Source organism: Burkholderia sp. Cy-637, from assembly GCF_011753175.1.
Lineage (GTDB): Bacteria > Pseudomonadota > Gammaproteobacteria > Burkholderiales > Burkholderiaceae > Burkholderia > Burkholderia gladioli.
This window is the reverse complement of sequence record NZ_VWWC01000134.1, coordinates 1-19,266: the sequence shown is the minus strand read 5'-3', so window position 1 is coordinate 19,266 and position 19,266 is coordinate 1. Positions and strand designations below refer to the sequence as shown.

Genomic DNA, 19,266 nt, shown 5'->3' with positions numbered 1-19,266 from the left:
GCGGCGGGGTCGGCATGGGCTTCTCGCAGCACTCGGGCGTGGTGATCGTGGCCGATGGCACGGATGCCGCGAAGGAGCGCCTGGGCCGCGTGCTGTTCAACGATCCGGCCACGGGCGTGATGCGCCACGCCGATGCCGGCTACGAACTCGCGCAGGAAACCGCGCGCGAGGCCGGCCTCAAGCTGCCGATGCTGGGACGCTGAGCGAACGCACCATGACTCATCCGCTTCGACTCTCGCTGATCCGGGCCGAACAGCTCGTCGCCTCGCCGTGGAAGAACGGCGGCGGGGTGACGCGCGAAATCGCGGCGCAGCCGCCGGGCGCCTCGCTCGACGGTTTCGCGTGGCGCGTGAGCGTCGCCGACGTGGCGCAGCCCGGCCCGTTCTCGCGTTTTCCCGGCATCGATCGCACCCTGGTGCTGCTCTCGGGCGCGGGCATGAGCCTGATCGGCGAGGACGGCGCGCGGCGCCTGCTGGCCGCGCCGCTCGATCGCTTCGACTTCGACGGCGAGCTGGCCTTGTCGGCCGAGCTGAACGACGGCCCGACCCGCGACTTCAACCTGATGACGCGGCGCTCGGCCGTGACGGGGCGAGTCTCGATCCTCGCCGATGGCGCAGGCATCGATTCGAGCGCCGCGACCGTGCTGCTGTTTTGCGCGAGCGGCACGCCCAGCGTGTCGATCGACGGCGCGGGCGAGGCGGGAAGCGTCGTGCTCGGCGCGCTCGATACCTTGCGCATCGATGCGCAAGGTGCGCCGGGCACGGCTATCACTGGCTCGGTGCGCGGCGAAGGCGCGCTGCTCTGTATCGAACTGACTCCGAAGGCGGCCGGGACGGCCGCATGAACCAGGGCTGCATGAAACGATGACTCCCACTGTCTGGCATCAACTGAATCTCTGCGCCTCGGGCGATCCCGAGGAGACGATTGCCGACGCGGCGCTGGCCGTCGATGCCAACGGCACGATCGCCTGGCTCGGCCCGCGCGCGGCGCTGCCCGACGCCTACGCCGGCTGGGCGCGTGAAAGCCTCGGCGGCGCCTGGGTCACGCCGGGCCTGGTCGACTGCCATACGCACCTGGTCTATGGCGGCCAGCGCGCCGACGAGTTCGCGCTGCGGCTGGCCGGCGCCAGCTACGAGGAAGTCGCGCGGCGCGGCGGCGGCATCGTCTCGACGGTGCGCGCGACGCGCGAGGCCGACGAGGCGACGCTGTTCGCGCAGGCCGCGGCACGGCTCGCGCCGCTGCTGGCCGAGGGCGTGACGGCGATCGAGATCAAGTCGGGCTACGGGCTGGAGCTGGCCAGCGAGCGCAAGATGCTGCGCGTGGCGCGCCGGCTCGGCGAACGCTTCCCGGTCGACGTCTACACCACCTTTCTCGGCGCGCATGCGCTGCCGCCCGAATACGCGGGGCGCGCCGACGACTACATCGATCTCGTCTGCGACACCATGCTGCCGGCGCTGGCCGCCGAAGGGCTGGTGGATGCCGTCGACGTGTTCTGCGAACGGATCGGCTTCTCGCTAGCGCAGAGCGAGCGCGTGTTCGAGGCCGCGCACCGCCACGGGCTGCCGGTCAAGATGCATGCCGAGCAGTTGTCGAACTCGGGCGGCACGGCGCTGGCCGCGCGTCATGGGGCCTTGTCGGCCGACCACATCGAGTATCTCGACGAGGCCGGCATCGAGGCGATGAAGGCCGCCGGCACGGTGGCCGTGCTGCTGCCGGGCGCCTATTACTTCATCCGCGAGACGCAACTGCCGCCGCTCGATCTGCTGCGCCGCCACGGCGTGCCGATCGCGATCGCCACCGATCACAATCCCGGCACCTCGCCGCTCACCTCGCTGCTGCTGACCATGAACATGGGCTGCACGCTGTTTCGCATGACGGTGCCCGAGGTGCTGCTGGGCGTGACGCGCCACGCAGCCGCCGCGCTCGGCCGCGCCGACCGCCACGGCCTGCTGGCGGCGGGGCGCGCGGCCGACTTCGCGGCCTGGCCGGTGGCCTCGCTGGCCGAGCTGGCCTACTGGTTCGGACGGCCGCTCTGCGAGCGTGTCGTCAAGCGCGGCGCGACCGTGTTCCGTCGCGACGCCGTGTAATTTCGAAGGGATCCTCACGATGAATCAGGCAATGCTGTTTGCCGAGAACGCCTTCCTGCCCGGCGGCTGGCAGCGCGACGTGCTGCTGGGCTGGGACGAGCGCGGCATGCTCACCGAGGTGCGCGCCGGCGTGGCATGCCCGCAAGGCGTCGCGCGGGCGCGCGGCCCGCTCGCGCCGGGCATGCCCAACCTGCATTCGCACGCCTTCCAGCGCGCGATGGCCGGGCTCACCGAATACCGGGCGAATCCGTCCGACAGCTTCTGGAGCTGGCGCGACCTGATGTACCGCTTCGCGCTGAAGCTGACGCCCGACGCGCTCGGCGCGATCGCGCGCTGGCTCTATGTCGAGATGCTGAAGTGCGGCTACACCTCGGTCTGTGAATTCCACTACGTCCATCACATGCAGGACGGCGAGCGTTATCCGCGCCAGGAGGAGCTGGCGCGGCGCGTGGTCGACGCGGCGCGCGAGACCGGCATCGGCATCACCATGCTGCCGGTCGCCTACCAGTACAGCGGCTTCGGCGAGAAGCCGCCGCGCGAGGACCAGCGCCGCTTCATCAACACCTCGGAAGGCCTGCTCTCGCTGCTCGATTCGCTGCGCTCGGCCGTGCCCGAGCATGAGGGGCTGCGCTACGGCATCGCGCCGCATTCGCTGCGCGCGGTCTCCGAGCCGGGGTTGCGCGTGCTGCTGGCCGGGCTGCCGGCCGATGCGCCGGTGCATATCCATATCGCCGAGCAGACCGCCGAGGTCGAGGATTGCCTGCGCACCACCGGCATGCGCCCGGTGCAGCGGCTGCTCGACGGCTTCGAGGTCGATGCGCGCTGGTGCCTGGTGCACGCGACCCATGTCGACGAGGCGGAAACCGCCGCGCTGGCCGCCAGCGGCGCCGTGGCCGGCCTGTGCCTGACCACCGAGGCGAATCTGGGCGACGGCATCTTCCCGGCCGTCGACTACCTCGCCAGGAAAGGCGCGATCGGCATCGGCTCGGACAGCCATGCCAGCGTCGACTGGCGCGCCGAGCTGCGCCTGCTCGAATACGGCCAGCGGCTGGTGCGTCGCGAGCGCAACGTGCTGGCCGATGCGGCGCAGCCGCATGTCGCCGACATGCTGTTCGCGGCCTCGCTGGAGGGCGGCGCCCGCGCCAGCGGCCGGCCGGTCGGCGCGCTGCGCGTGGGCAGCCGCGCCGACTGGATCGTGTTCGATCCCGATCACCCCAGCCTGATGGAGCGCGGCAGCGAGAGCTGGCTGTCGGGCGTGGTGTTCGCCGAGCATGGCGACACGCCCGTGCTCGACGTCTATACCGGCGGCGAGCGCGTGGTCGATGCGCGCCGCCATCGCGACGAGGCGGAGGCCTACGCCGGCTACCGCCGCGCGCTCGCGGAACTGCTGCGCTGAACGGCGCGCCCCTCGACAAGGATCTCGAACCGATGAATGCCGTTGCTGAACCCGCCGTTTTCACCCTGCACCAGGGCAGCGTGCCGCTGCTCGTCTCGATTCCTCATGCGGGCACGCGCCTGCCCGAGGATATCGCGCGGACCATGACGCCCGTGGCCGCCCACGTCGACGATTGCGACTGGCACCTCGAACGCCTGTATGGCTTCGTGCGCGAGCTGGGCGGCTCGGTGCTGGTGCCCGCCAACGCGCGCTACGTGGTCGACCTGAACCGGCCGCCCGACAATGCGAACCTGTATCCGGGCCAGGACACCACGGGGCTGGTGCCGGTCGATACCTTCGACAAGGAAGCGCTGTATCCCGCCGGCGGCCAGCCCGACGAGGCGGAGATCATGCGCCGCCGCGATCGCTACTGGTTGCCGTATCACACGGCGCTGAAGGGCGAGATCGCGCGGCTGGCCGCCGAGCATGGCCGCGTGCTGCTGTGGGAGGCGCATTCGATCCGCTCGCAGGTGCCGCGCTTCTTCGAGGGGCGGCTGCCCGACTTCAACTTCGGCACGGCAAACGGCGCGAGCGCGGCGCCGGGGCTTGGCGAGGCGCTGGCCGAGGTGGTCACGCGGCATGGCGCCTATACCGCCGTGGCCAACGGGCGCTTCAAGGGCGGCTACATCACGCGCCAGTATGGAGCGCCCGATGCGAAGGTCGACGCGGTGCAGCTCGAGCTCGCGCAGATCACCTACATGGACGAGACGCGTCCTTATGCCTACGACGAAGGCAAGGCCGATGCGGTCGCGCCCTTGCTCGAAACGCTGCTGAAGACGGCATTGGCGTATCGCTGATCCGGCATCGGCTGACGGCGCGATAAAAAGCGGCGCGTTGCCCGAGAAGGGTGACGCGCCGCTTTGTCTTGCCGATCGTCCGCAGGCTCAGCGCAGCCGGATCAGCGTCGATTTCAGCTCGGTGTATTTCTCCAGCGCATGCAGCGACTTGTCCCGGCCATTGCCGGATTGCTTGTAGCCGCCGAACGGGAAGTTCATGTCGCCGCCCTCGTCGTAGCAGTTGACCCAGACGGTGCCCGCGCGCAGCCGCCGCGATACCTCGTGGGCGGTGCCCAGGCTGCCGGTCCAGACGGCGGCCGCGAGCCCGTAGTCGCTGTCGTTGGCGATCCGGATCGCCTCGTCAACCGTGTCGAACACGATCACCGACAGCACCGGCCCGAAGATCTCCTCGCGCGCGATCCGCGTATTCGCCTCGGTCTCGAACACGGTCGGCTCGACATAGAGACCGCCGCTGTCCTGCTTCACGCGCTTGCCGCCCGTCAGCAGCCTGGCTTCGGCCTGCCCCGTCTCGATGTAGCCGAGCACCCGCTCGAGCTGGATCGGATCGATGATCGCGCCCATCGAGGTGGCGGGGTCGAGCGGATGGCCGGGCTGGTAGGCCTTGGCGGCTTCCAGCAGCTTGGCGACGAACAGCTCGCGGATCTCGCGGTGCACCAGCAGGCGCGAGCCGGCCGTGCACATCTCGCCCATGTTGTAGAAGATCGCGCCGGCCGCGGCGGCCGCCGCGCGGTCCAGGTCGGGGCAATCGGGCAGCACGATGTTCGGCGACTTGCCGCCGAGCTCCAGCCAGACGCGCTTGAGGTTCGACTGGCCGGCGTATTGCATGATCTGCTTGCCGACCGCGGTCGAGCCGGTGAACGCCAGGCAATCGACGTCGCGATGCAGCGCCAGCTGCTTGCCCGGCTCGCCGCCGCCCGGCAGCACGTTGAACACGCCGGCGGGAATGCCGGCGTCGAAGGCCAGCTTGGCGACGCGGATCGCCGTCAGCGGCGATTTCTCCGAAGGCTTCAGCACCACGCTGTTGCCGGCCGCCAGCGCCGGCGCGAACTTCCAGGCCGCCATCAGCAGCGGAAAATTCCAGGGCACCACGGCCGCCACCACGCCTACCGGCTCGCGCGTGACGAGCCCGACCAGCTTCGGATCGACCGGCGCGACCTCGCCGCCGATCTTGTCGATCGCCTCGGCGAACCATTCGACGCAATAGGCGGCGCCGGGGATGTCGACCGAGGTGGTATCGGCGATCGGCTTGCCGGCGTCGATGGTCTCGAGCACGGCCAGTTCGTCCTGGTGCTCGCGCAGCGCGGCCGCGAAGCGCAGCAGGATGGTGCGGCGCTCGCGCGGCGCGAGGCCGGACCAGCCGCCGCCGTCGAAGGCGCGGCGCGCGGCGGCCACGGCGGCATCGACGTCCTCGGCGCCGCTGTCGGCGATGTGGGCGAGCACGCGGCCGTCGATCGGGCTCACGCAGTCGAAGCGGCGGCCGCTCGCGGCATCGCGATAGGCGCCGTCGACGAAGGCGCGACCCTCGATCTCTAGCGAGGCGGCGAGTCGCTGCCAGTCGGCGAAGGTATGGGTCATGGGCGGGTCCTGTTCAGTGAGGCTCGGCGCGCGGCCGCGCGGTCGAGCGCTGGATGGATCAATCGGTCGGCGGCGTGGCGGCCGAGACGAATTCGCAGCGCGTATCGGCGCTCGGGTTGCGGAAGCGATGGGGCAGGCGACCCTCGAAATAATAGCTATCGCCCGGATCGAGCCGCCAGGTGCGGCCCGAGACGATCAACTCCAGTTGCCCGGCCGTGACGATGCCGCCGAGCTGCCCCGGATGCTGGAGCGGTTGCTCGCCCGAATCGCCGAGCGGTTCGTAGACCTGACGAAGCAGGGTGATCGCGCGCTCGCGCACGGTCGCGCCGGCCAGGTAGCGCGGCGTGGCCTCGTCGCCGAGATTCGGCATCTCGTCGCGGCGCCACACCACCGGCGCATCGTCCTCGAACTCGAAGGTGAAGAACTCCGCCAGGCTCATCGGGATGCATTCGAGCAGCTTCTTGAGCGAGCCGACCGAGGGGCTCACGCGGTTCTGCTCGATCAGCGAGATGGTGCCGTTGGTGACGCCCGCGCGCTTCGCGAGTTCGCGTTGCGACAGGCCGTGCTTCTTGCGGATGAACTGCAGGCGCGTGGCGACTTCGACGGACATCGGACGGCTCCGGCTCGCCGGCGGCGAGCGGCTGGACGGTTCGGAATCCGGACGATGCGCGGCTGGAAAAATCGTCGTGAGGCCGCTGTCGGCTCGCCGGGGCTGTCGAATATTTTAAGCGGGCTGGCGACGAACGGGCTCAGGGTAAATACCCGGCTTGGAATTTTGAAAGGCGATTGACGCCGTCCGGGAATACGTTAAGCTAAACCCCAGCAAGCCGTCATGCCGATCACTCTGGCCCGAATGACGCCAGTTTGCGCGACTCGCGCAGTGCACCGATCGCCACCGACGGCCAGCCGGCGTGTCGAGCGCTCGTGCGAATCCATCTCCCGCGGGGCTCGACGCGTTCAATACTTTAAACAGTCAGTCGAGTGTGATCGTGAGAGTCCGAGGCCCCCTGGTCAGTCGGGACCGAAGTCGGTACGCGGCATCGCCGCGTGTCGCCGTGTCCCCCGAAACCGGCTGCGGCGAGTATCGCGCTAGCCCAAGCCTGCCTATCTTCGTCGTCATTTCCCGGCGTTGCGTGCGCCGTTTCAATGTCGGCACGGCCCGTGCGCACAATGCGCTGCGGCCGTATCACGCCGCTTCGTTGTTGCCCTAGCGCCTCGATTCCTGCTTCCGGCCCCGTGCGTGCCGCGCTTGCGCGCTCGCATGCGCCGGATTGCCGTTCCCGCATCGCGGGCGCTTGCCCTTGCATCCCGCCGAGCCGGCATGCAGCGCTGGTCAACCGCGACTGCCCATGTAGATCCGAACCGTCGCCGCGCGGCCGCTCCGGCGCGCGCGGTTGCCGCGAAGACGCGCGTCCGCCCGCTTGCCGCGAGGTGGTGCGTGCCGTCGCGTGCATCGAACCGGAGGCAGCAAGATGATCCAACACCTTCCCGGGAGGCCCCGGGTCGCCATCAGCGCCGATCGCTCGATGGCCGGCCCGCACCCGGTGCATTCCGCCGGCGAGAAATACATCGACGCGGTGGTCGATGGCGCCGGCGCGCTCGCCTTCGTGCTGCCCGCGCTCGGCGATCGCCAGCCGGTGGACGACCTGCTCGCCTCGATCGACGGGCTGCTGCTGACGGGCAGCTATTCGAACGTCGAGCCGCATCGCTACGCGGGCGTCGTGAGTGCGCCCGGCACCTTGCACGATGCGGCGCGAGACGCCACCACGCTGCCGCTGATCCGCGCCGCGATCGAGGCCGGCGTGCCGGTGCTGGCGCTCTGCCGCGGCCTGCAGGAGCTGAACGTGGTGTTCGGCGGCAGCCTGCATCAGCGCGTGCAGGAACTGCCCGGTTTCCTCGATCACCGTGAGGACAAGTCCGCGCCGCTCGATCGCCAATACGGGCCCGCGCATGCGGTGCGGCTCGCGCCGGGCGGCTTGCTGGCGCGGCTCGCGGGCGGCGCGGCCGAGGTCCAGGTCAATTCCTTGCATGCGCAAGGGATCGATCGGCTCGGCGACGGGCTGACGATCGAGGCGGTCGCGCCCGACGGGCTGATCGAGGCGGTCGGCGTGCGCGAGGCGCGTGCCTTCGCGCTCGGCGTGCAGTGGCATCCGGAATGGCAGTTTGCGCGGAACCCGCTGTCGCGGGCCATTTTTTCGGCGTTCGGCGAAGGCTGCCGGGCCCGAAGACGTATCGCGGCCTGACAGGGCCGCCGTGTGCCGGCGCGTCCAAGGAACACGAACGCGTCGGTGCCCACCCAACGAGGCTCCTATGCAAGACCTTGACGACTTCATGAAGCAGCACCGGATCACCGAGGTAGAGGCGATCATTCCGGACATGGCCGGCATCGCGCGCGGCAAGATCATCCCGCGCAACAAGTTCGAGACCGGCGAATCGATGCGGCTGCCGCAGGCCGTGATGGTGCAGACCGTCACCGGCGATTATCCCGAGGACGGCTCGCTGTCGGGCGTGACCGATCCCGACATGGTGTGCGTGGCCGATCCCTCGACCATCTGCCTGATTCCGTGGGCGGTCGACCCCACCGCCCAGGTGATCCACGATTGCGTGCACTTCGACGGCTCGCCGGTGGCGATCTCGCCGCGCTACGTGCTGCGCCGCGTGCTCGACCTGTACCGCGAGAAGGGCTGGCGCCCGGTGGTGGCGCCCGAGCTCGAGTTCTACCTGGTCGAGATGAACAAGGACCCGGACCTGCCGCTGCGCCCGCCGGTGGGCCGTACCGGCCGCGCCGAGACCGGCCGGCAGTCCTACTCGATCGAGGCCGTCAACGAGTTCGATCCGCTGTTCGAGGACATCTACGAGTACTGCGACATGCAGGGGCTCGATATCGACACGCTGATCCATGAAGTCGGCGCCGCGCAGATGGAGATCAACTTCCAGCACGGCGATGCGCTGTCGCTGGCCGACCAGGTGTTCCTGTTCAAGCGCACCGTGCGCGAGGCCGCGCTGCGCCACAACATGTACGCCACCTTCATGGCCAAGCCGATGGAGAACGAGCCGGGCTCGGCGATGCATATCCACCAGAGCATCGTCGACGTCGAGAGCGGCCGCAACCTGTTCGTCGACGCGAAGGGCGAATCGACCGACATGTTCCGCCACTACCTGGCCGGCCTGCAGAAATACACGCCGGCGCTGATGCCGATCTTCGCGCCTTACATCAACTCGTATCGCCGGCTGTCGCGCTTCATGGCCGCGCCGATCAACGTGCAATGGGGCTACGACAATCGCACGGTGGGCTTTCGCATCCCGCATGCGGAGCCGGCCGCGCGCCGCATCGAGAACCGGATTCCCGGCGTCGACTGCAACCCCTACCTGGCCCTGGCCGGCACGCTCGCGGCAGGTTATCTGGGCATCACGCAGGGGCTGCAACCCACCGCGCCGCTCGCGGCCGACGGCTACAGCCTGCCGTACCAACTGCCGCGCAACCTGGAGGAAGGGCTCACGCTGATGGCCGCCTCGACGCCGCTGGCCGAGATCCTCGGCGAGAAGTTCGTGAAGGCCTACCTGGCGCTGAAGGAAACCGAGTACGAGGCGTTTTTCCGCGTGATCAGCTCGTGGGAACGCCGTCATCTGCTGCTGCATGTCTAACGCAATCGCGGCGCTCGCGCGCCGCCTAACGGAGGACCCATCATGACCCAACGCATCGGCGAATCCGCCTATGTCCAGACCGTGCGCGCACCGGCCAAGGCCGCCGCGCGCTCGAGCGCCGAATATCGCGCGCTCGACGCGGCCCACCACCTGCACCCGTTCTCCGACATGGGCGCGCTCAATCGCGCCGGCAGCCGCGTGATCGTGAGCGCGCACGGCGTGCATCTGCAGGATTCCGATGGAAATCGCATCATCGACGGCATGGCCGGGCTGTGGTGCGTGAACGTCGGCTACGGCCGCGAGGAACTGATCGAGGCCGGCGCTCGGCAGTTGCGCGAGCTGCCGTTCTACAACACCTTCTTCAAGACCACGCATCCGCCCGTGATCGAGCTCTCGGCCCTGCTCGCCGAGATCACGCCGCCGGGCTTCAATCATTTCTTCTATTGCAACAGCGGCTCGGAGGGCAACGACACCGTGCTGCGCGTGGTGCACCAATACTGGCTCACGCAGCGGCAGCCCGGCAGGAAGTACGTGATCTCGCGTCGCAACGGTTATCACGGCTCGACCATCGCGGGCGGCACGCTCGGCGGGATGGACTACATGCACGAGCAGATGCCCTCCAAGGTCGAGCACATCGTCCATATCGACCAGCCGTATTTCTTCGGCGAGGCGCCGGCCGGCCAGACGCCCGAGGAGTTCGGCCTAGCGCGCGCGCGGCAGCTCGAGGAGAAGATCCTCGAACTCGGCGCCGACCAGGTGGGCGCCTTCATCGGCGAGCCGTTCCAGGGCGCCGGCGGCGTGATCCTGCCGCCCTCGACCTACTGGCCCGAGATCGAACGGATCTGCCGCAAGTACGACGTGCTGCTGATCGCCGACGAGGTGATCGGCGGCTTCGGGCGCACCGGAGAATGGTTCGCGCACCAGCATTTCGGCTTCACGCCGGACCTGATGACGCTCGCCAAGGGGCTCACCAGCGGGTATGTGCCGATGGGCGCCGTGGCGCTGTCGGACCGCATCGCCAATGCGCTGATCGAGAACGGCGAGTTCAACCACGGCATGACCTATTCGGGCCATCCAGTGGCGGCGGCGGTGGCGGTGGCCAACCTGAAGGTGTTGCGCGACGGCGGCGTGGTCGAGCGCGTGAAGCGCGAGATCGGGCCGTATTTCCAGCAGCGCCTGCGCGAGGCGCTGGACGGCAGCCCGATCGTCGGCGAGATCAGCGGAGCGGGCCTGGTCGCCGGCATCCAGCTCGCCGAGGACCGGGCCGCGCGCCGCCGTTTCGCGAACGGCGGGGAGGTCGGCACCCTCTGTCGCGACCATTGCTTCAACGGCAACCTGGTGATGCGCGCGACCGGCGACCGGATGCTGCTGTCGCCGCCGCTGGTGGTCTCGAAGGAGGATGTCGACGAGATCGTCGAGAAGGCCGCGCGCGCGATTGCCGCGACCGCGAAGCAGATCGGCGCGGCTTGAGGCCGTTGTTCTCGATGCCGGCGTCGCGCGGCCGCGGCTGCGCGACGCGCGATTGTTTCGCATTGTCAAAGATGCGTCGCGTGGCGACGACGCTCGTCGCGATGCCGGGATGGATCGTCTATGCTGATTGAAAGGGCTGGCCGGTCGAGGCCGGCCTCTCGCATCAACGAACACGATCCGGAGGGCATCACGATGAGGTGGAACTGGCGGGCCAGCGGCGCGGTGACGGTGCTGACGACAACGATCGCGATTGCGGGATGCGCGTCGTCGGAGCCGCAGAAACCGATCTATCGCGACATGTGGGCGTCGGTGCCGTCGCCGGCCGCGGGGCAGGGACGCATCGTCTTCTTCCGCAACTCGGCCAAGCTCGGCGGCGCGAGCGGCGACCAGGTGAAGGTCAATGACAAGCCGGCGGGTGTGATGCCCAATGGCGGCTTCTTCTATCTGGACGAACCGGCGGGGCAATACACGATCACTACCTCCAGCGCGCCCGACAAGCCATTGACGGTCGACGTGGCGCCGGGGGAAACCAGGTATGTGCGGATGCAGGTGCCGTTCGCGCTGATTGCGGGGCCGCTCACGCCCTCGCTCGAGCGCGAGCCGGGCAAGGCGCGCGAGGAATTGTCGATGCTGCGGTATGTCGGGAGCGGGCCGGGGAGCGCGGTGGCGAAGACGCAGTAGGGCGCGGGGCAGGTATGGCGAAGAGAAAACGGCTCGAATCCTGGGATTCGAGCCGTTTTTGTTGATATCAATGGAATGTCCAGGAAGCGGGGGGAGGTGCGAGGAATAAATTGCGCCAAAAGCTGCACTCGACTCGGATTTCGTTGGTTGGCGACGTGTTGTGATGTTTGTCAGTCAGTGGATACCTGGAGGCGGAGGGCTTGATAGCGCATGCCGGTGATTTTCTGACTAATCAAAATTAAATCTGATGTGGGCTTGGTTAGCCTCTATATCGACTTTCATGGAAAACGATATGGAGGTAACGTGATTGGGAGGAATTTTTCAAGGGGCGGGATTGCGGTGGCGGTGGCGATAATATCGATGCTTGTCGCTGACGAATCAATGGCTATTAATGGCGATAGGGTTTGTTATCCTTTGTTCGAGAAGTCAGGGGCGGTTCCCGGGACAAGTTCCTGTGAGCTCAATGCTGCTGTTGCGGATACGGGAATGGGTTCCTACTATTGCACAGCAGGAACGACGTATATCACGGCCTATTGTGGCGACGTTTGCTATGCCACGGTTGTGGCTCTGGGGAAGATTCCACAGACGCCGGGTTCACTAACGAACGGATTCGTCGTCAATCAGACGTGTATCGCGAAAGACTCCTGCTTGAAAAAAGATGAATTGCAGGACAAGCAATGGCTCGACGCTGTTGTCCCTGATTTTGTTTTGCCGTTTGTGGAAAGTGGTGGTCGCTGGAAGCAGATAATGAGGGTTTGCGGGACGCTGTCGCGAGAGTTGCCGAGTGTGGTGACGGAAAAGTATTGTGAGGCAAGAATGGCTGCATATCATATCAATACTGATCTTCAGCATGCTCTCAACAAAAATGGCTGCGGAACGATTTCAGACTGGAACTCTATCGGGGAGACGATTACTCACTGTGTGAGTAAGAAAAATGGTCCGGTTGCTGCGTGGATAGCCGACAAGATCGTGCAATGGTTGCGTGATGACGTGAGGAGGCAATGTATCACGTACCGTAATAAGAATGGTCTTCCTGTTGAGTCGAATTGAGATCTGCTATGAAAATTATTCGTTACCTGAAATTTATTTGTTTGGCGATCTTGTTTTTTTCGATTGGTGAGCGCTCTTTTTCACAGGGCCTTGATGAAAAGCAAAACGCTTTGATCGAAGTGAGTGTTAATGGCGTTGTTTACAAGGGTGAGGCTGAGATGGAGGCTGCCGGCATTACCGATTCGATTTTGGCGAGGCGGTTTATCGAACAAAATTCGATTTTTGTTCCGAGAGGTGGAAGTATCAAGGTAAAGCTCGAGTTGGTTACGGGCGATGGCCGTCGAAAAGATATTACGTCTGATCCATGCCTTTATATGCTGAATGTCGCGGATTGGGCTTTCCAGTGGGTGCGTGGAGGAACGATCACCCAAGAACCCAATCCTCTGTATTCCGGTGATCATAATTTAATGAATGCCCGCCTTGGACAAATCATGTTTGTGTATCATCACGATGGAATTTTTGGATACAACAGAATTTTCCTGAAGACTCAAGATGAGTAGCCGCACTGTCCAGTGGTGTGTCGCAGGCTGCTGCGAAGGGCTCAAGCGGGGTATGCCTGTCTACTCTTCTCAAGGCCGAGGGCGACGCATTCTATGTCGAGCTTGAAGCGCCGGGATCGCTGCGCCGGAGATATCGAACGGATGTCAGCTGGGCGCATTTCGAAACCCGTTCAAGATCCTGGAAGTCGTCGACGAACTTGGCTGGCAGTGGAGGTGTTTCCTGCTCGCAGCTTGGCGGCTGCCTACGATCAGTGGTTGCGCGAGCAGATGCAGGAAGCCATCGACGATCCACGTCCGAGCCTTGACCATGAGGCGGTCATGAAGACGGCTCTGGTCCGCGTTGACGCAATGCGCAAGGGACAGCGCGGCAAGGCTTGAATGGCTGCTGCCGAACTAGCTTGGTATGGAGAAGAGCGCCTTGGTGCATATCCACGCCGAAATGAAAAAAGCCCTGCAAGTGCAGGGCTTTTTTCATGCCTGAATCGGCGAATTCTTTGGTGGGCGGTACTGGGATCGAACCAGTGACCCCTGCCGTGTGAAGGCAGTGCTCTACCGCTGAGCTAACCGCCCAAAGAGCCTTGAATTGTGACGGGGCTTCGTTACTGCGTCAAGCCTTATTTTCGTCTCATTCCATCCGGCGGGATGCGATCCGTGCCTTGGCAGTGCCGTAACGCGAATCGAGGCGTGATTCTAGCGTCATCGTTCACTTTTTTCCAGCGTTATTTTGCATGAATGTGAATTTGTCGCCGGAGCGCGGGATGGCGCGGGATGGCGGAAGGCAGACGGCGTCGAACCGATGGAGTCGAGCGCGTCAGGGCTGGCCGATCGGCATGCCTTGGCGAGGTGCTGGGACGAGGGGGAGAGGGAACAGCAGAAGAGGGGAGGACCCGTCCGCGCGGCGCCAATGCACCACGCGGACGAAGCAGGGAAAGCAGGGAAGGCGATCAGCCCTCGGTCGGCGGCACGAAGCCGGCGGCCTGGTCGGCACCGTCGCCGAAGAAATACTTCTCGGTCTGCTTGACCAGGTACTGGCGCGCGCGCGGGTCGGCCATGTTCAGGCGGTTCTCGTTGATCAGCATCGTCTGCTGCTTGAGCCAGCCCTGCCAGGCTTCCTTCGAGACGCTTTCATAGATGCGTTTGCCGAGTTCGCCCGGCAGCGGCGGAAAATCGAGGCCTTCGGCTTCCTTGCCGAGCTTGGCGCATTGAACCATACGGGTCATCGTTGACTTCTCCTGTGATCGACTGGGGTGGCGCGCGTCGCGCCGCTCAGAGGTGCTTCATCAGCACGAGCGACTTGCGCTGCCAGTTATAGAGTTTGCGGCGGTCCTCGGGCAGGTCGTCGACGGTCGCCTTGACGAAGCCGCGCTTGAGGAACCAGTGTTCGGTGCGGGTGGTGAGCACGAAGATGCGCGTGAGGCCCCGCGCGCGGGCGCGCTGCTCGATGCGCTTGAGCAGGCGCTCGCCGTCGCCCGAGCCCTGCGCCTCGGGCGCCACGGTCAGGCAGGCCATCTCGCCGATCTTCTCCTGCGTATACGGATAGAGCGCCGCGCAGCCGAATAGCACGCCATCGTGCTCGATCACCGAGAAGTGGTCGATGTCGCGTTCGATCTGGTGGCGGCCGCGCCGTACCAGGGTGCCATCGGTCTCGAGCGGCTCGATCAGCGTGAGGATGCCGCCCACGTCGTCGGGCGTGGCTTCGCGCAGGCTTTCCAGGTTCTCGTACGAGATCATGGTGCCCACGCCGTCGTGCAGGAACAGTTCGAGCAGCACGCTGCCGTCGAGCGAGTAGGGCAGCAGATGCGCCCGTGCCACGCCGCCGCGGCAGCCGCGAACCGCGTGCTTCAGGTAGAAGGCCTCGTCGCCCTGCACATTGCCGGAATCGAGCAGGTCGGCGGCCGCGTCGAGCGACATTTCGCGGATCAGCTCGCCGTCGCCGTCGAGCACGCCCGGCGCCTCGGTCAGGAAGATCAGCTTGTCGGCGCGCAGCGCGATCGCGGCAGCCGAGGCGACATCCTCCATCGACAGGTTGAAGGCTTCGCCGGTCGGCGAGAAACCCAGCGGCGAGAGCAGCACCAGCTTGCGGCTGGCCAGCGAGTGGCGGATCGATTCCGCATCGATCTTGCGCACCACGCCGGTGTGCTGGAAATCGACACCGTCGAGAACCCCGACCGGGCGCGCCGTGACGAAGTTGCCCGACACCACGCTGATGTGGGCATGCGCCATCGGCGAATTCGGCAGGCCCTGGCTGATCGCCGCCTCGATGTCCAGACGCACTTCGCCGGCCGCCTCCTTCGAGGATTCGAGCGCGCGCGCGTCGGTGACGCGCAGCCCGTGCGAGAACTCCGATTCCACCCCGTGCAGGCTCAGCTGTTCCTCGAGCTGCGGCCGCGAGCCGTGCACCAGCACGATCTGGATGCCCATCGCCTGCAACAGGGCGATGTCGGCGACCAGCGCGTTGAGCAGCCCCTGCTGCACCACCTCGCCGCCGAAACCGACCACGAAGGTGCTGTTGCGAAACTTGTGAATATAGGGCGCGACGGAGCGCATCCAGTCGACGAACTGGGCGTGGCTGATCGCGGTCGCGTCGACGGGCGACGGCGCCGGGGCGGCGGGGAGGTCGGTTTGGGAATTCATGGGCGGGATTATAATGCGCCCCCATGTCGAATGTACCCAAAAGCTCCGCACCGAAGCACCCGGATGCGCAGGCCGGCGAACGCGCGCAACCGGCGGCGTCCCCCGCGTCCCCCTCGTCGCAATCGCAGCCGCCGCGTCGTGCGCCGCAAGCCGCGCCCTCGGCGCCTTCCTCCTCCGCTCGAGACACCCGCCCGGGCCAGGCACAGCCCGAGCGGCCCCCGCGCGCGCCGCGCCAGGAGCGCGAGACCGGCGCCGGCCAGCCGCCGCGCGAACCCCGCCAGGGCGGCCAGGGCAAGGACGATGCCCGGGGCCGCGAGGCGCGCGCCAGGGCCGAGGGCGGCGAAGCCCGCCCCCCGCGCGAACAGCGCGAGCCGCGTGAAGCCCGGGAGCCGCGCGCCGCGCGTGCGCCGGTGACGCCCAACCCGATCCCGCCGATCAGCTTCCCCGAAAGCCTGCCCGTCTCGGGCAAGCGCGAGGAGATCGCGCGCGCGATCGCCGCCAACCAGGTGGTGATCGTCTGCGGCGAGACCGGTTCGGGCAAGACCACCCAGTTGCCGAAGATCTGTCTCGAGCTCGGCCGCGGGCTCGGCGCCGGCGGCAAGGGCCTCATCGGCCACACCCAGCCGCGCCGGCTGGCCGCCTCGTCCACCGGCCGCCGCATCGCCGAGGAACTCGGCACGCCGTTCGGCGAGGTGGTCGGCTACAAGGTACGTTTTACCGACAATCTCGCGCCCGGCGCCTCGGTCAAGCTGATGACGGACGGCATCCTGCTGGCCGAGACGCAGACCGATCCGCTGTTGCGCGCCTATGACACGCTGATCATCGACGAGGCGCACGAGCGCAGCCTCAACATCGACTTCCTGCTCGGCTACCTGAAGCAGATCCTGCCCAAGCGCCCCGACCTGAAGCTGATCGTGACCTCGGCGACCATCGACGCGGAGCGTTTCGCGCGCCATTTCGGCAGCGAGGAGAAGCCGGCGCCGGTGTTCGAGGTCAGCGGCCGCCTGTATCCGGTCGAGATGCGCTACCGGCCGATCGCCGACGATCGCCCGGCCGCGATCCGCAACGCCGAGGGCGCCGCCTCCGGGCGCGACCGCCAGAAGAGCGCGCGCGAGGCCGAGCGCGACCTGATGGACGGCATCGTCGACGCGGTCGACGAGCTGTGCCGCGAGGGCCCCGGCGACGTGCTGGTGTTCCTGCCCGGCGAGCGCGAGATCCGCGAGGCGGCCGAGGCGCTGCGCAAGCACCATCCGCCGCATACCGAGATCCTGCCGCTGTTCGCGCGGCTCTCGGCGGGCGACCAGGAACGCGTGTTCAAGGCCTCGAACGCGCGCCGCATCGTGCTGGCCACCAACGTGGCCGAAACCTCGCTGACCGTGCCGGGCATCCGCTACGTGGTGGACACGGGGCTGGCGCGCGTCAAGCGCTATTCCTATCGCAACAAGGTCGAGCAGCTCCAGGTGGAGTCGATCTCGCAGGCGGCCGCCAACCAGCGTGCCGGCCGTTGCGGCCGCGTGGCCGACGGCATCTGCATCCGCCTCTACGAGGAAGCCGACTACCTGGCGCGTGCGCGCTTCACCGATCCGGAAATCCTGCGCTCCTCGCTGGCGGCCGTGATCCTGCGCATGAAGTCGCTGCACCTGAGCTCGATCGAGTCCTTTCCCTTCATCGAGCCGCCGCCGGGCCGCGCGATCGCCGACGGTTACCAGTTGCTCAACGAGCTCGGCGCGGTCGACGACGACAACGCGCTGACCCCGCTCGGCCGCGAGCTGGCGCGGCTGCCGCTCGATCCGCGGGTGGGCCGCATGATCCTGGCCGCGCGCGACCAGCAGGCGCTGCGCGAGGTGCTGATCATCGCCAGCGCGCTGTCGGTGCAGGACCCGCGCGACCGGCCGATCGAGGCCCAGGAGCAGGCCGACCAGGCGCACCGCAAGTTCGCCGACGAGCGCTCCGAATTCTTGCAATGGCTGCGGATCTGGAGCTGGTTCGAGGAGGCGGTGGCGCACAAGAAGTCGAACCGGCAACTGGTGGACGCCTGCCGCGCCAACTTCCTCTCGCACCTGCGGCTGCGCGAGTGGCGCGACGTCCACAGCCAGTTGCTGACGGTGGTGCGCGAGCACGGCTGGCGCCTGAACGAGGTCGAGGCGACCTTCGAGCAGGTGCATCTGTCCTTGCTCACGGGCCTGCTGGGCAATATCGGCATGAAGGCCGACGACGAGCCGCACTACCTGGGCGCGCGCGGCATCAAGTTCCATCTGTGGCCGGGCTCGGCCCTGGTCAAGAAGGCCGGGCGCTGGGTGATGGCCGCCGAGCTGGTGGAGACCAGCCGCCTCTATGCGCGTTGCCTTGCGAAAATCGAGCCCGAATGGGTCGAGAAGATCGGCGCGCACCTGCTCAAGACCTCGCTCTCGGAGCCGCACTGGGAGAAGAAGCCGGCCCAGGTGAGCGCCTACGAGCGCGGCACGCTGTATGGCCTGATCATCTACAACCGCCGCCGCGTGGCGTTCGGCCGGCAGGATCCGCGGCGCGCGCGCGAGCTGTTCATTCGCGGCGCGCTGGTGGACGGCGAGTTCGACACCAAGCTCGCCTTCTTCGCCCACAACCGCAAGCTGCTGGCCGATATCGAGCAGCTCGAGCACAAGTCGCGCCGCCAGGACGTGCTGGTCGACGACGAGCTGATCCACGGCTTCTACGACCAGGCGATCCCCGAAGGCATCCACACCGGCGCGGCCTTCGAGCGCTGGTATCGCGACGAGCTAAGGAAGAGCGGCCAGCCCGAGGACAAGCTGCGCCTGCTGTACCTGTCGCGCGACGACCTGATGCGCCACGAGGCGGCCGGCGTGACCACCGACCTGTTCCCGAAGCGGCTGACCATGGCCGGCGTCGAGATGGGCCTGAGCTATCACTTCGAGCCCGGCTCGCCGCGCGACGGCGTGACCCTGCAGGTGCCGCTCTACGCCCTGAACCAGGTGGACGCGCGCCGCGCCGAGTGGCTGGTGCCGGGCATGCTCAAGGAGAAGGTGCAGTTGCTGCTGAAGTCGCTGCCGCAGAAGCTGCGCCGCCACTGCGTGCCGCTGCCCGAGTTTGCGGCCGGTTTCGTCGAGCGCGCGGGCGGCGAGCGCTTCGGCGCCGGCGCGCTGCTCGACGTGCTGATCGGCGATATCCGCAACCAGACGCAGATCGCCATGAAATCCTCGGATTTCAAGCTGGAAACGCTGGCCGCCCACCTGTTCATGAACTTCAAGGTGATCGACGAGCATGGGCGGCAGCTCGGCATGGGCCGCAACCTGGCCCAGTTGCGCGGCGAACTCGGCGCGCAGGCGCAGCAGCACTTCCAGAAGATCGCCGCGGCGGCCACGCTGGCGCCGGCCGGCGAATCGGCCGAGGGCGCC

General features: G+C 67.0%; 17 protein-coding genes, 1 tRNA gene and 1 pseudogene. 14 read left to right on the top strand and 5 right to left on the bottom strand.

Features of this window, described 5'->3' with window-relative positions:
• From F3J10_RS26600 to hutG, 5 genes and pseudogenes are all read left to right on the top strand, one after another.
• Positions 1-203: pseudogene (locus F3J10_RS26600) on the top strand (urocanate hydratase); the annotation flags it as partial.
• Positions 204-214: 11 nt separating this feature from the next.
• Positions 215-844 carry a HutD family protein gene (locus tag F3J10_RS26595; protein ID WP_025101736.1) on the top strand — a complete coding sequence of 210 codons (630 nt, stop codon included), beginning with the start codon at positions 215-217 and terminating at the stop codon, positions 842-844.
• 19 nt (positions 845-863) lie between these two features.
• Positions 864-2,087, top strand: coding sequence for an imidazolonepropionase (gene hutI / locus F3J10_RS26590; protein WP_167243363.1), 1,224 nt, complete (start codon positions 864-866; stop codon positions 2,085-2,087).
• Between the two features lie 19 nt (positions 2,088-2,106).
• Positions 2,107-3,483, top strand: a complete 1,377-nt coding sequence (locus tag F3J10_RS26585; RefSeq protein WP_084152643.1) for a formimidoylglutamate deiminase — start codon at positions 2,107-2,109, stop codon at positions 3,481-3,483.
• Positions 3,484-3,515: 32 nt separating this feature from the next.
• Entirely contained in the window at positions 3,516-4,319 is an 804-nt protein-coding gene (gene hutG / locus F3J10_RS26580) for an N-formylglutamate deformylase (protein ID WP_167233429.1), read from the top strand.
• 87 nt (positions 4,320-4,406) lie between these two features.
• Here hutG and F3J10_RS26575 read toward each other — a convergent pair whose 3' ends face one another.
• Together F3J10_RS26575 and F3J10_RS26570 are read right to left on the bottom strand one after the other, a co-directional pair.
• Positions 4,407-5,894: an aldehyde dehydrogenase gene (locus tag F3J10_RS26575; RefSeq protein WP_167243362.1), complete on the bottom strand. Its 1,488-nt coding sequence runs from the start codon at positions 5,892-5,894 to the stop codon at positions 4,407-4,409.
• A 58-nt stretch (positions 5,895-5,952) separates the two neighbouring features.
• On the bottom strand, positions 5,953-6,504 hold the full coding sequence (locus tag F3J10_RS26570; RefSeq protein WP_013698781.1) for a cupin domain-containing protein: 552 nt from the start codon (positions 6,502-6,504) through the stop codon (positions 5,953-5,955).
• A 54-nt stretch (positions 6,505-6,558) separates the two neighbouring features.
• Here F3J10_RS26570 and F3J10_RS36575 point away from each other — a divergent pair, with 54 nt between their 5' ends.
• From F3J10_RS36575 to F3J10_RS26535, 8 genes are all read left to right on the top strand, one after another.
• Positions 6,559-6,684 carry a hypothetical protein gene (locus tag F3J10_RS36575; RefSeq protein WP_275691711.1) on the top strand — a complete coding sequence of 42 codons (126 nt, stop codon included), beginning with the start codon at positions 6,559-6,561 and terminating at the stop codon, positions 6,682-6,684.
• A gap of 682 nt (positions 6,685-7,366) precedes the next feature.
• A complete protein-coding gene (locus tag F3J10_RS26565) occupies positions 7,367-8,137 on the top strand; it encodes a gamma-glutamyl-gamma-aminobutyrate hydrolase family protein (RefSeq protein WP_167243361.1) in 771 nt (256 codons plus the stop codon).
• Positions 8,138-8,204: 67 nt separating this feature from the next.
• Positions 8,205-9,539: a glutamine synthetase family protein gene (locus F3J10_RS26560; RefSeq protein ID WP_013698778.1), complete on the top strand. Its 1,335-nt coding sequence runs from the start codon at positions 8,205-8,207 to the stop codon at positions 9,537-9,539.
• Between the two features lie 42 nt (positions 9,540-9,581).
• A complete protein-coding gene (locus F3J10_RS26555; protein WP_166915751.1) occupies positions 9,582-11,009 on the top strand; it encodes an aspartate aminotransferase family protein in 1,428 nt (475 codons plus the stop codon).
• 120 nt (positions 11,010-11,129) lie between these two features.
• A complete protein-coding gene (locus F3J10_RS26550) occupies positions 11,130-11,690 on the top strand; it encodes a DUF2846 domain-containing protein (RefSeq protein WP_167243360.1) in 561 nt (186 codons plus the stop codon).
• A gap of 486 nt (positions 11,691-12,176) precedes the next feature.
• The gene (locus tag F3J10_RS26545) at positions 12,177-12,740 is read left to right on the top strand and encodes a hypothetical protein (protein ID WP_167243359.1); all 564 of its coding nucleotides are present in this window, start codon (positions 12,177-12,179) and stop codon (positions 12,738-12,740) included.
• A gap of 8 nt (positions 12,741-12,748) precedes the next feature.
• On the top strand, positions 12,749-13,240 hold the full coding sequence (locus F3J10_RS26540; protein ID WP_167243358.1) for a hypothetical protein: 492 nt from the start codon (positions 12,749-12,751) through the stop codon (positions 13,238-13,240).
• A 93-nt stretch (positions 13,241-13,333) separates the two neighbouring features.
• On the top strand, positions 13,334-13,618 hold the full coding sequence (locus tag F3J10_RS26535; protein ID WP_240155716.1) for a hypothetical protein: 285 nt from the start codon (positions 13,334-13,336) through the stop codon (positions 13,616-13,618).
• A gap of 117 nt (positions 13,619-13,735) precedes the next feature.
• Here the strand turns inward: F3J10_RS26535 and F3J10_RS26530 are convergent.
• From F3J10_RS26530 to argA, 3 genes are all read right to left on the bottom strand, one after another.
• Positions 13,736-13,810, bottom strand: a tRNA-Val gene (locus F3J10_RS26530).
• Between the two features lie 374 nt (positions 13,811-14,184).
• The gene (locus F3J10_RS26525; protein WP_013698775.1) at positions 14,185-14,460 is read right to left on the bottom strand and encodes an oxidative damage protection protein; all 276 of its coding nucleotides are present in this window, start codon (positions 14,458-14,460) and stop codon (positions 14,185-14,187) included.
• A gap of 46 nt (positions 14,461-14,506) precedes the next feature.
• Complete coding sequence (gene argA, locus F3J10_RS26520) at positions 14,507-15,874, bottom strand: amino-acid N-acetyltransferase (RefSeq protein WP_025101747.1); 1,368 nt, start codon at positions 15,872-15,874, stop codon at positions 14,507-14,509.
• 23 nt (positions 15,875-15,897) lie between these two features.
• Here argA and hrpA point away from each other — a divergent pair.
• The coding region (gene hrpA / locus F3J10_RS26515; protein ID WP_167243357.1) for an ATP-dependent RNA helicase HrpA at positions 15,898-19,266 on the top strand (3,369 nt) is incomplete at its 3' end.

Bases quoted from the DNA above. Each gene is read 5' to 3' on its own strand.
- F3J10_RS26525 (WP_013698775.1), bottom strand. From the start codon at position 14,460: ATGACCCGTATGGTTCAATGCGCCAAGCTCGGCAAGGAAGCCGAAGGC.
- F3J10_RS26585 (WP_084152643.1), top strand. From the start codon at position 2,107: ATGAATCAGGCAATGCTGTTTGCCGAGAACGCCTTCCTGCCCGGCGGC.
- F3J10_RS26550 (WP_167243360.1), top strand. From the start codon at position 11,130: ATGCTGATTGAAAGGGCTGGCCGGTCGAGGCCGGCCTCTCGCATCAAC.
- hutG (WP_167233429.1), top strand. From the start codon at position 3,516: ATGAATGCCGTTGCTGAACCCGCCGTTTTCACCCTGCACCAGGGCAGC.
- F3J10_RS26545 (WP_167243359.1), top strand. From the start codon at position 12,177: ATGGGTTCCTACTATTGCACAGCAGGAACGACGTATATCACGGCCTAT.
- F3J10_RS26535 (WP_240155716.1), top strand. From the start codon at position 13,334: ATGTCGAGCTTGAAGCGCCGGGATCGCTGCGCCGGAGATATCGAACGG.
- F3J10_RS26595 (WP_025101736.1), top strand. From the start codon at position 215: ATGACTCATCCGCTTCGACTCTCGCTGATCCGGGCCGAACAGCTCGTC.
- F3J10_RS36575 (WP_275691711.1), top strand. From the start codon at position 6,559: ATGCGCGGCTGGAAAAATCGTCGTGAGGCCGCTGTCGGCTCGCCGGGG.
- F3J10_RS26540 (WP_167243358.1), top strand. From the start codon at position 12,749: ATGAAAATTATTCGTTACCTGAAATTTATTTGTTTGGCGATCTTGTTT.
- F3J10_RS26570 (WP_013698781.1), bottom strand. From the start codon at position 6,504: ATGTCCGTCGAAGTCGCCACGCGCCTGCAGTTCATCCGCAAGAAGCAC.
- F3J10_RS26575 (WP_167243362.1), bottom strand. From the start codon at position 5,894: ATGACCCATACCTTCGCCGACTGGCAGCGACTCGCCGCCTCGCTAGAG.
- F3J10_RS26565 (WP_167243361.1), top strand. From the start codon at position 7,367: ATGATCCAACACCTTCCCGGGAGGCCCCGGGTCGCCATCAGCGCCGAT.
- argA (WP_025101747.1), bottom strand. From the start codon at position 15,874: ATGAATTCCCAAACCGACCTCCCCGCCGCCCCGGCGCCGTCGCCCGTC.
- hutI (WP_167243363.1), top strand. From the start codon at position 864: ATGACTCCCACTGTCTGGCATCAACTGAATCTCTGCGCCTCGGGCGAT.
- F3J10_RS26555 (WP_166915751.1), top strand. From the start codon at position 9,582: ATGACCCAACGCATCGGCGAATCCGCCTATGTCCAGACCGTGCGCGCA.
- F3J10_RS26560 (WP_013698778.1), top strand. From the start codon at position 8,205: ATGCAAGACCTTGACGACTTCATGAAGCAGCACCGGATCACCGAGGTA.